Here is a 10425-nt window from a genome sequence, read left to right as displayed (position 1 = left end):
TCTCCACCAGCTCCTGGAGTTGAGCCCGATTCGCCCGGGTCACGTATCCCAACTCCATCCCCGTCAGCATCTCCAGGTTAAAAAAGCTTCGGATCCCGCCGTCAAAAACAAAGACCGCCTTTTCCATCCCCAGCCGTCGCCGCAAGCCAACCAAAAGCCCGGGGAGCGTCGAGGAATCGGCCCGATTGCCTCGGAGAACCTCCACATGGATCGGGATCCCCTCCGCATCGGTCGCCACCGCCAAAAGCACCTGCGGCCGGTCATCCCGATGATCCCGACTGTAGCCGTAGCGAGCCAACCCCTTCGGACCCTCTCCTTCAAAATAGGTGCTCGAAAGATCGTAGAGCACCAGACTTACCCCTCCGGGAAACGCTCTCCGGAAAAGCCCACGCTCGATCCGGCTCCAAACCCCATTGAGCCCATCCATCGCCCGGTAGAGATCCTCTTCGTCCAATCCTTCGCTCTTCTCCAAGGAGCAGGCTTCCGCCAGAAGCGTCCCCCGAGCCTCCTCCTTCAAGGAAAGCTTCGAGCAGGGGAAGAGAATCCTGCCGAAGATCATCGCCTGCAAAAGCTTCCTCTTCTTCGGATCCTCCACCGCGGCCAGGACTTCTTCCAGTCCCCACCGCTCCCATGCCTCCCGCAAAACCGCCAGACCCCCGAAGTCCGACTGCTCCTCCAGTCCCAGCTTCTCGACCTCGACGATCTTCTTCCCCTGCAAGCCCAAACGAATCAGCTCCCGGACCTCTTCGGGTAGCGCGGTGACATTGCAGATCGTCCGGGAACGCGGCCCTTTCTCGGTCCGATACGACTCTCGGATGAAATAACTCTTGTAGACCTTCCCCTTCTGCCGGGACTTGACCTCGCAAAAGTACATTACGCACTCTTTTATGCCACATACAACGAATACACGTCAACATATTATTTCATATATTACGTACTACATGCTTTCCGTAAGTAACTGATAAATCACGAGGTCGGTGAAAAAGTGTCGAAGTCAGGTTAGTCCAATGGAAGGCCTGGCAGTGGTCATTGTATTTGGCGAAGTAAGCCTTGAGGAATCGCTCTAAGTCCTTGCCCGATTTGTGAACAGACTGTTGAAGGCCCTGTCGGGTCAGGATGATCTTTCTTCGAAAACGTGGACGGGGCTTCGGAGGATTTAGTTGTTTAGGTTAGCGAGATTCTTTTCGAAGTCCAGCGGGGATTGGTAATGGAGGCCGCTATGAAGGCGGCGACGGTTGTAGAAGCATTCGATGTAATCGAAGATCATGATCTTGGCCTCTTGTTTTGTTTTCGGGAGGAAGGAGCCGAAGCACTCGGTTTTGAGCGTGGCCCAGAAGGATTCCATCATGGCATTGTCATAACACTGTCCCTTGCGGCTCATGGAGGCGACGGCACCGCAGGAGTGCAGTAGCGCGTTGAACTCTCCGCTGGCATACTGGACGCCGCGATCGGAATGGTGCAAGAGCCCTGGGTCGGGGCGCCGGCTTTTCCACGCCTTGTTCCAGGCTCTTGTCACCAAAGGCGTGGAGAGCGAGTCCTCGGCATGCCAGCCGACACACCGGCGGGAACACGCATCGAGGATGCCGCAAAGATAGAGCCAGCCCTCGGCGGTGGGGATGTAGGTGATGTCACCGATCCAGATCTGGTTGGGGCGATCCGGCGCGGGCATCCGGGCCAGCCAGTTGTCGGCGACCGGAAGGCGATGGGCGCTATCGGTGGTTCGGGGACGGAAGCGGCGTTTTTGTTTCGCGCGCAGACCGAGCTCCCGCATTAAGCGGGCCACGCGATTTTTGCCGCAAGGCTCTCCGGCCTTACGCAGCGCCCAGGTGATGCGCGGGCTGCCATAGGTTCTCCGGCTTTCCAGGAAAACTGGATGGATGGCCGCAAGCAGTTGCTTGTCCCGTTGCCGACGGCTTCCCCGGTCCTTGTGCTGGTGAGCATGGAAGCCGCTCCGNGAAACCTCCANAGCTTCGGCCAATTCNGTGAGGCAATNATCTTTGGTCATTTTTTGCATCACCGCATATCGTTGGCAGGCATCTCGGCCGACAAGATGCCCAATGCTTTTTTTAAAATGTCGCGCTGACGGCGCAGATAGTCGTTTTCCTGGCGCAACCTTCGCAGCTCGCGCTGCTCGGGCGATTCGGCCGCCAAAGTCTTGGGATCGCTGAAAATCCGACCGCCTTGGGCATCCTTGACCCACAGATTCAGCNACCAATGGGAAACGCCGAGATCGCGAGCTACCTCGAGAACCGAACGCCCCCCTCGCACCAGGGCCACCGCATTCTCTTTGAACTCGCGGTCATAACGACGCGCGAACTTGCTGCTGCTCTTTCCGTTGTTCATTTGGGGTTTTCCTTTTTATCCCCCAAAACCCTCGTCCGCAAAATCGAAGAAACTTCACGGATCCTGGGATGGCAGCGACAAGGATGGGCTGCAAAGTGGGCGGCGCACATCGTATCGTACGCCGACGACTATGTGATCCTCTGCCGCCACCATGCCCAGGAAGCCCGGAAGCAAATGGAGAAGATCATGGAGCGAATCGGGCTCACCGTGAACCCGGAAAAGACCCGGATCTGCCGAGTGCCGAAGCAGAGCTTCGACTTTCTCGGTTACACCTTCGGTCTTTGCTACAAGCCCATCACGGGCCGAAGCTACCTGGGGACTCAACCCTCCACGAAACGGGTGAACCGGCTGCTGCAGAGCGTGAGCGAACGGCTCCGTCGGAACACGCTGGGAAGGGACGGTGAGGAACTGGTGTTGCTCCTCAACCCCCGGCTGCAAGGATGGGCAAACTACTTCTGTCTTGGATCGGTCAGCCGAGCGTACCGGGCAGTGGATCGTCATGTCCGGTATCGGCTTCGCCGGTGGCTCTGCCGCAAGCATAAAGTCCCTGGGCAAGGAAAGATTCAGTTCCCGGATGCGTTTCTCCAGGAGAAGCTGGGTCTCATCTCTCTCGGGAGCTCTACGCGGAGCCTGCCGTGGGCATAATCCTGCGCAAACCTTGTCCGAAAGCCGAATGCGGGAAATCCGCACGGTCGGTTTGATGAGCGGGGAGTGGAGACGGATGATAGGGAGAGATACTCAGGCACTGCCAGACCGAAAGGGGCAGCTCCCGCTACGGCTCTCCTACGTCGCACCGCGCCACTCCTCGACTCTACACAAGCTTTCTCCTGCGGCTGGCGATGACCGGACGGTAGCCCATCAAGAGCCTTCCTCGAAGAGAAAATGATCCCGACGAAGCCGATTGACCGTCTCATGGAATTCTTCTCGCGTGGGTCCCCCCAACTCTTCCATCTTTCGATAAATGGTCACCGCTCCTCTCCAATCCTGAGCTTTTTCCTTGAGCGAAGCAGCCTGAATTCCGGCTTCGATCCGCCAGCGAATCTCCGGAGCGTTTCGCTTTCCGGAACCTTCTTTCGTGGCTCCCAAGCGACCATCCAAGACATCAAGATAAACCGAGAGCGCATCCTCTTCGCGTCCTTGCTTTTGCAAACAGATTCCCAACTTGAAACCTGCCTCATCCCGCTCTGCCGGATCGGCTTCCTTTTCTCTCAAGACCGCAGCAAACGCCTTTGCGGCTTCTCCATAGACCTTCGGAGTCTTGGAACTCTCTGCGAAGAGACAGTCCCCCTTTCGAAGCAGGGCTTCGGTTCGGATCGGCCCGGACGGGCTCTCCTCCAAGACCGCGTCAAAAAGAATCATCGCGTTGCCGTATTCTGCCAGTTGCTGATCGATCTTTCCTTGCAAAAGTCTGGCCTCCGCCTTCCATGAGGAACTCTCCGAGATTCGATCCAGGAGATGAAGCGCATCCATAAGATCATGGCGTCCTACTGCGGCCTTCGCCGCCCAGTAGTAGGCCGAATCCGCCAAGGGATTCTGGGGATAGTCCTGGGCGATGCGTTCAAAATCTGCCTGGGCGCCAGCATAATCTTGGGCATTGTAACCAAACTGGGCCGCCCCGAACAGCGCCTTTGGAGCAAGAGAAACGGCCGCTTTATTCGCCGCGAGATCCGCTAACCGCTGCCTTGCCTCTGCATCGGTCAGCCTCCCGCTGCGGTATCCGGCAAAGGCTCCCCGGTAAAGCGCTTCCGGCACAAGCGGGTCATTTGGGAAATCCCGGACGAGCCGTTCGTATTCGGCAAATGCCCGTGCATCCCCTCCTTCTTCCGCGTAGAGACCAGCGAGCTCCAGGAGGAGCTGCGGCTGGCTCGATCGTAGTCCTGGCTCTTGCAGGCCTGCTTCCAGTGCCCGTTCCGCCTCCTTCGGTCGCCTTACCTCCCGGAGGAGCTCTGCCTCCAGCAGCAGCAGACGAGAGCGCAAGGAACTATGCGGAAAACGCTCGACAAAGATCGCTTTCGTCTTTTCGAACTCCTCGAGCCGCTTTTCTCGTGCGAAGGAGATCAAACGATTGTAGAGGCTCTCCTCCGGGAAAACGCCGGCTCGCTCCGCCAAGCGAAAATTCTCTTCGGCGAAAGCGGCGTCCCCTCGAACCAGGGCGATCTCGCCCAAGCGAAAGGCGGAATAGGGAGCCAAAACCCCGCCCCCCTTCTCGACCAGAAGAAGGGATCGCGCCGCGGCATCCCACGCATCATCCTCTTGATAAAGCCGACCAAGCGCGTAACGGATCGCCAAATCCGACTCCCGCCCCAGCTTCCGACGGCTGGTCTCCTCCAAGAGGGCTTCTGCTCCCTCCCTGTCGCCGCTTCTTGTTCGCGCCTGCGCGATGGCGAAGGCAAGCCTCGCCTGCCCTTCGCTCGCGTTCCAACCCCGCTGGAGCTCGCCAAGTTTCCTTTCCGCCTCGGGAAGACGCTGCAGAGCCGCCGCACTCTCCAAATAACGCTCGCTGATCCGGAACCAAAGATTCCGTGCCTCCTCCAACTCGAGCGCTTTTTCCAAGGCGGCCATCGCCTTGCCGCTCTGACCCACCTTTTCATACGCCTCGCCCAGTCCGAGGTAAGCCTGCGCAAGCAGCTCTCTTGGACATCGCCCCGTCCTCGCTACCGCCTCGTAGAGCGGAATGGTTCGAGCGGGATCGTCCGCTCGATGAAGCTCCGCCAGCCAAAAACGAGCCTCGCAGAGGGCATCTTCCATTCGGCCTTCCCCTTGAATCACTCGACCAAAGAGGGTCTCCGCTTCCTCGCGCCGTCCTAGGGAGAGCGCGATCCGAGCCCGAAGAAGAAGTGTGCGCGTTTGTGTTTCGCCAGCCGTTCCGCGCTCCAGCTTTTCCAACACCGATTCGGCCTCCCGCACCTTTCCGGTCCGCCACAAGCACCACCCGAGCGCAAGCTGTGCCCTCTGCGCCAGAGGGCCCGCCAACGGCTTGGCAAGGGAAGCGCGATAGTCCTGAATCGCTTCTGTCCATCGTTGCAAAGCGCAGAGACATTCGGCTCGCCAGAACAGAGCCTCTCCCGCCGCGGCTTTCGGTAGCCGATTCCTGGCAATCGGAGTGAGCAGCTCCTCCGCCGCCCGATAGCGGCCAAGGAAGTAGAGCGCCTTCCCCTCAAGAAGGCTTGCACTCGAGGCGAGAGGGCTATCCGGGAAACGCTTCCGAAAGCCCTCGACCTCCTGCACGCATCGAGCGAAAAGTCCATCCTCGAAGGCAGTAAGAGCTGGCGCCAACGCCTCTTCTTGAGCCATGGCGCCTGGGAGTCCGCCTACCCAGGCAAGGAGGATGACGAGGATACCGAGGCCGGCCATCCCCCCTCGCTTGGACGATCGTTCTTCCCTCATGCTCTCACGGCCCCCTTCTCCGCTACCTGGACTCTGACTCTGATTGCCTCTCTTTGCTCGCGAAGAAATCGGCCTGTCCAGCTCGCCGGCTCCTGTGCTACTTGCGCAGGGGTCCCTTGAGCGACAACCTGTCCACCGCCCTCCCCTCCCTCGGGCCCCAGATCGATCAAGTAGTCGGCGCGCTGCAGAACGCGCAGGTTGTGTTCAATGAGGATGATCGTGTTGCCCGCGTCTCTCAACAGGGCTAGGACCTCCATCAGCTTTTCAATATCGGCGAGATGGAGCCCCGTCGTGGGCTCGTCGAGGATGTAGAGCGTCTTTCCCGATGTCTGCCGGTCGAGCTCCGCTGCGAGTTTCACCCGTTGGGCCTCTCCACCCGATAGGCTCGTCGCCGACTGGCCAAGGCAGAGATACCCCAACCCGACCCGAGCCAAGGTATCGAGCCTATCCCAGATGGCGGGAACCGGGCGAAAAAACTCTCGGCCTTCCTCCACCGTCATCTCGAGCACCTCGGCAATGTTCTTTCCGCGATAGGTGACTTCCAACGTTTCCCGGTTGAAACGCTTTCCGCCGCACGACTGGCAGGGAACGTAGACAGCGGGCAGGAAACTCATTTCGACCTCGATCGCCCCTTGTCCTTGGCATCGTTCGCATCGTCCTCCGGGGACGTTGAAGCTGAACCGGTCAGGACCGTATCCCCGCACGCGTGCGGCAGGGAGGCGGGCAAAAAGCAGCCGAAGCTCCTGAAAGGCTCCAGAGAAGGTCAAGGGATTCGACCGGGGCGAGCGCCCAATCGGTTCCTGATCGACGATCACCAGACGCTCCAACGCTTCCGCTCCCTCGACGCGATCGTGAGCGCCCGGCTCTGCTCGTGCGCCATGCAGTCGACGCTGCAACGCGCGGCTCAAGATGTCATGGACGAGCGTGCTCTTCCCTGAGCCGCTCACACCCGAAACGGCGGTCAGGCACGCCAGCGGGAAGCTTACTGTGATGTTCCGAAGATTGTTTGCCCGAGCGCCAACCACGCGCAGCCACCCCGCATCGGGTGATCTGCTGCCCCCCCCTCCCGGGGCCACTGGCTCGCGCAGACAGGCACCCGTGATCGAGTGCGGACGGCTCAAAACCTCCTGAGGAGCGCCCGCTCCAAGCACCCGGCCTCCAAGCGGCCCCGCACCCGGCCCCATCTCGATGAGATAGTCCGCGCTGAGGATCGTTTCCTCGTCATGCTCCACCACAACCACCGTGTTTCCCAGATCGCGCAATTCGGCCAGCAGACCCAGCAGTCTACGATGGTCGCGTGGATGAAGTCCTACGCTCGGCTCATCCAGAACATACAGCACTCCGCTCAAGCGTGCTCCCATCTGGGTCGCCAGCCGAATGCGCTGAGCTTCGCCTCCCGAGAGCGTTCGGGTTTCCCGATCGAGGGTCAGATAACCCAACCCAGCTCTCCTCAAAAATTCGAGACGCTCGCCGAGCTCTCGGAAGACGTCGGCGGCCACCGCTTTCTTTTCCAGAGGAATGGGGATTGCTTTCAGCCAACGTCCTGCCTCATCGACCGAAAATGCGGCCACCTCCCGGATGTTGCGCGGAGCCCAGCCGTTTGCCTGGATCGTCACCGCCAGGACCTCGGGGCGAAGGCGAGCGCCACGGCACGAACGGCAGACGCTGCGAGCCAGGAAGGGACGAAGCTTGGCGCGCAGAGCCGAAGAGCGCGCCTCTCGATAAATCCTCTCCAAGCCGGGAAGAACCCCTTCGAAGGCGCTCTTCTGCTTTCTCCGTTTCGCCGCTGGGCCGCCTTCGACCCCGGATCCCTGCAGGACGACTTCCCGGAAGACCTCCGAGCACTCCTGCCAGGGCCGGCTCATCTCCTCGCCGAATTCTTTTGCCAGCCTTTCGAGCTCTTGGTGACAAACCGCTTGGAGGGCCTTACCTAGCCTGCGCCATGGGGCGATCGGCATCTGCGCAAGAGGAAGCGAGGGATCCGGCACGACCGCATCCACATCGAAAGCGAACTCCGTTCCCAAGCCGTGGCAGGCCGGGCAAGCCCCGAGGGGATTGTTGAACGAAAAATGGCGGGGGGAATAATCGGGAAATCGGAAACCCGTCTCCGGATCGAAGTGACGGTCGCTGAAAAGACGCTCGCCAGCCTCCCCCTCCGGGGTCTGGTAGAGCAGAAGGACCACGCCATCGCCCGTCTTGATCGTCAATTCTAGGGAGTCGTGCAATCGGCTTTTGGCTTCCGATTCGCAACGAAGACGATCGACGAGGGCATCCACGGTGTACGGCCCTTTTCCGCGCAAGATCTCCGCCTCTTCCAACTCGATGAGATTCCCGTTCACTCGGGCCCGGACAAACCCGCGCTGCCGCATCCGCTCGACCGCCTGGCGGAATTCCTTTCGCCCCCCCCCGCGAATCACCGGGGCCAGCAGTTGAAGCGACGTCCCGGGAGGCAGGGCCAGAATCTCGCCGATCATCTCCGGCACGGTGTATCGCCGCAGCGGTTTACCGGTCTGCGGATGATGGGGAGTACCGAAATGCGCAAAGAGAAGGCGCAGAAACTCGTAGACGTCGGTCGCCGTGGCGACCGTCGATCGCGGACTGCTTCCCGATGTCCGCTGCTCGATCGCGATGGCTGGGGAAAGCCCTTCGATTCGGTCGACCTCCGGCTTCTCCCACCCACCCAGAACCTGCCGGGCATAGGTCGACAAGCTCTCGACGTAACGTCGCTGCGCTTCGGCATAGAGCGTGTCGAAGGCCAGCGAGGATTTTCCGGAACCGCTCACCCCCGTGATGACGATGAACTGATGGCGCGGGAGGTCGACGTCGACATTCTGCAGGTTGTGCTCTCGCGCCCCGCGTATCTGGATCCACTCTCCTGCCATTCCGATAAGGCAGCCCTTTCGTGCCGCCGGCTAATCGGTCAACTTACCATTACCTCCGAGCGGGTCAACTCTCCGGGGCGAGCCAACGGTTGGCAGGCAGGGGCTCCCGCGCACTGGACGATGCAGAAGGGAATGCAGGCTACCAAAGTCTCCGGCTGCCAAGACCGCAACTCTTGCCTGCGGAAATGCCGATGCTTCAAATTCCGAATCCCATGATCCGGTCGGGTCCTCACGCCCGGAAGGGATGGGAAACGGTTGTAACGCTTTTCGATGGAATGGAGCAGGATTTGGTGGAAGTCACTCAAAGATCGTGACGGTCTTCGCCAGAACCTCATCCATGATGGCCGAGGTCAAGCTTTCCACCTTGCGCCCGTTGCGGGCCGTCAGATCGAGGACGCGGGGCTGACCGCAGCGCACGACCCCGGTTGTCTTTGTTCCGGTCAGTGGCACAGCAAAGCCGATGCGACGGACGAATCCGCCGCCCTTCGTAATGGGTAGAATGACCGGCAGTCTGGTTGCCCGGTTGAAATCGTCGGGCGAGATGATGAACACGGGCGATGCCCACGCTGTTCCCGGCCTCGCGTGGGTTCCAGATCGACCATGTACACGTCGCCGCGCCTCATATTAGTTCGTCGCCCACGGCCGGGGCATCCACCCATTCGCGTTCCTCCGCTGGCTGCGGTTGCGAGTAGTCAGATGCGGCCAACAACTCGGCCATCGTGTAATGAGGCCGTGCCGCTGGTTCGATCACGAGGCGACCGTGATCGACGGGCAAGCCGATCTTGGCGCCGGCTTGCAGGTGCAGAACATCGAGCAACGCGCGGGGGACGGCCAGCATGACCGACCCGCCGACCTTACGCAGATTCGTGGTATGCATTGGCGTCTCTCAAGAATTATATCCATATGTAACTTCCGGCAGCCGATCTTTCAAGGCTTTCGTTGGTGCGACGTCAAGGCGGCGGAACGCTTTTCGATGGAATGGAGCAGTATTTCGTGGAAGTCACACAGGGTGCCGCTTACCCTCCTCTCTCAATCGCCAAGGTGTAGAATGGAGAAGCGATTGAAGCCCCTGACCCCGCGGCAATCGCGACCTTTTGCATGCAACCGATGAAACGGATCGTCGAGCCCGAGTGGATCGATCGGCTGGATCCCGAGAGTCCCGAAGCACAACGGAGCCGACGCGAGTTGCGGCGAATGAACGCCTTGATGCGGAATTTCGACTGGTTCCGGACCCGGCTTGCCGAAGACACTTCCGGCTCCTGGCAAGGCTTGGAGATAGGAGCGGGAGATGGGGCCCTGGGCGCGCATCTCTTTGCCGACCCGACGACTCGACGGCGCATCGAGTTCGCAGGAATCGACCGCATCGGCAGACCCGCCTGTTGGCCGACAAGCTGGCAATGGGTGCAGGAAGATATTCTGCAGTTTCAAAGATGGAAGGAGTTCCCTCTTCTCATCGCGAACATGGTGCTCCATCATTTTTCGGAAGACGAACTCGTGCGGCTGGGTGTCCAAATACGGGAATCCTGTCGCTTTTTCTTCGCGCTCGAAACCGCACGGAGACTGCTCCATCTCGCCCAAGCGCGCGTTCTGCGAACGCTCGGAGCCTTGGGACCGGTCGGCTACCATGATGCATCCACAAGCATCCGCGCGGGCTTCGTCGGAGAAGAGCTTCCGCAGTTTCTCGGTCTACGCTCCAGCGAGTGGCGCTGGAGGATCCGTTCGACCTTCTTTGGGGCGTATCAGTTCGTTGCCGAGAGGCGATAGTCAACCCTCCCGATACGGATTGGGATGCATGGCCTTCCCTCTCCGCTCC

General features: G+C 60.1%; 8 protein-coding genes and 1 pseudogene. 2 read left to right on the top strand and 7 right to left on the bottom strand.

Annotated elements, in window-relative coordinates; genetic code table 11:
* From A37A_RS16550 to A37A_RS0108435, 3 genes are all read right to left on the bottom strand, one after another.
* Positions 1 to 874 (bottom strand): IS1634 family transposase (locus A37A_RS16550; protein ID WP_018291082.1); only part of this gene is annotated, 874 nt, incomplete at its 3' end.
* 282 nt (positions 875 to 1156) lie between these two features.
* Positions 1157 to 2014, bottom strand: a complete 858-nt coding sequence (locus tag A37A_RS0108440) for an IS3 family transposase (RefSeq protein ID WP_018291081.1) — start codon at positions 2012 to 2014, stop codon at positions 1157 to 1159.
* Entirely contained in the window at positions 2014 to 2343 is a 330-nt protein-coding gene (locus A37A_RS0108435; RefSeq protein WP_018291080.1) for a transposase, read from the bottom strand. The genes A37A_RS0108440 and A37A_RS0108435 overlap by 1 nt, the downstream gene beginning before the upstream one ends.
* Here A37A_RS0108435 and A37A_RS16545 point away from each other — a divergent pair, their 5' ends adjacent.
* Positions 2344 to 2988: a group II intron maturase-specific domain-containing protein gene (locus A37A_RS16545; RefSeq protein ID WP_018291079.1), complete on the top strand. Its 645-nt coding sequence runs from the start codon at positions 2344 to 2346 to the stop codon at positions 2986 to 2988.
* Between the two features lie 213 nt (positions 2989 to 3201).
* Here A37A_RS16545 and A37A_RS0108425 read toward each other — a convergent pair whose 3' ends face one another.
* The 4 genes and pseudogenes from A37A_RS0108425 to A37A_RS0108405 form a co-directional block, all read right to left on the bottom strand.
* Positions 3202 to 5730, bottom strand: coding sequence for a tetratricopeptide repeat protein (locus tag A37A_RS0108425; RefSeq protein ID WP_020494194.1), 2529 nt, complete (start codon positions 5728 to 5730; stop codon positions 3202 to 3204).
* Complete coding sequence (uvrA, locus tag A37A_RS0108420; protein WP_018291077.1) at positions 5727 to 8612, bottom strand: excinuclease ABC subunit UvrA; 2886 nt, start codon at positions 8610 to 8612, stop codon at positions 5727 to 5729. Before uvrA ends, A37A_RS0108425 begins: the two co-directional genes overlap by 4 nt.
* Positions 8613 to 8909: 297 nt before the next feature.
* Positions 8910 to 9235, bottom strand: a pseudogene (locus tag A37A_RS16540) (type II toxin-antitoxin system PemK/MazF family toxin).
* Positions 9232 to 9489, bottom strand: coding sequence for an antitoxin (locus A37A_RS0108405; protein ID WP_018291074.1), 258 nt, complete (start codon positions 9487 to 9489; stop codon positions 9232 to 9234). The pseudogene A37A_RS16540 and the gene A37A_RS0108405 overlap by 4 nt, the downstream one beginning before the upstream one ends.
* Positions 9490 to 9719: 230 nt before the next feature.
* On the opposite strand from A37A_RS0108405, the gene A37A_RS0108400 reads away from it, so the two are divergent.
* Positions 9720 to 10376, top strand: coding sequence for a hypothetical protein (locus A37A_RS0108400; RefSeq protein WP_040888741.1), 657 nt, complete (start codon positions 9720 to 9722; stop codon positions 10374 to 10376).
* Positions 10377 to 10425 lie beyond the last annotated feature (49 nt).

Source organism: Verrucomicrobium sp. 3C, assembly GCF_000379365.1.
Lineage (GTDB): Bacteria > Verrucomicrobiota > Verrucomicrobiia > Methylacidiphilales > Methylacidiphilaceae > Methylacidimicrobium.
This window is presented reverse-complemented; position numbering and strand designations above follow the sequence as displayed.

Excerpts from the sequence above, each read along its gene's own strand:
- A37A_RS0108425 (WP_020494194.1), bottom strand. The coding sequence starts at position 5,730 with ATGAGGGAAGAACGATCGTCCAAGCGAGGGGGGATGGCCGGCCTCGGT.
- uvrA (WP_018291077.1), bottom strand. The coding sequence starts at position 8,612 with ATGGCAGGAGAGTGGATCCAGATACGCGGGGCGCGAGAGCACAACCTG.
- A37A_RS0108405 (WP_018291074.1), bottom strand. The coding sequence starts at position 9,489 with ATGCATACCACGAATCTGCGTAAGGTCGGCGGGTCGGTCATGCTGGCC.
- A37A_RS0108400 (WP_040888741.1), top strand. The coding sequence starts at position 9,720 with ATGAAACGGATCGTCGAGCCCGAGTGGATCGATCGGCTGGATCCCGAG.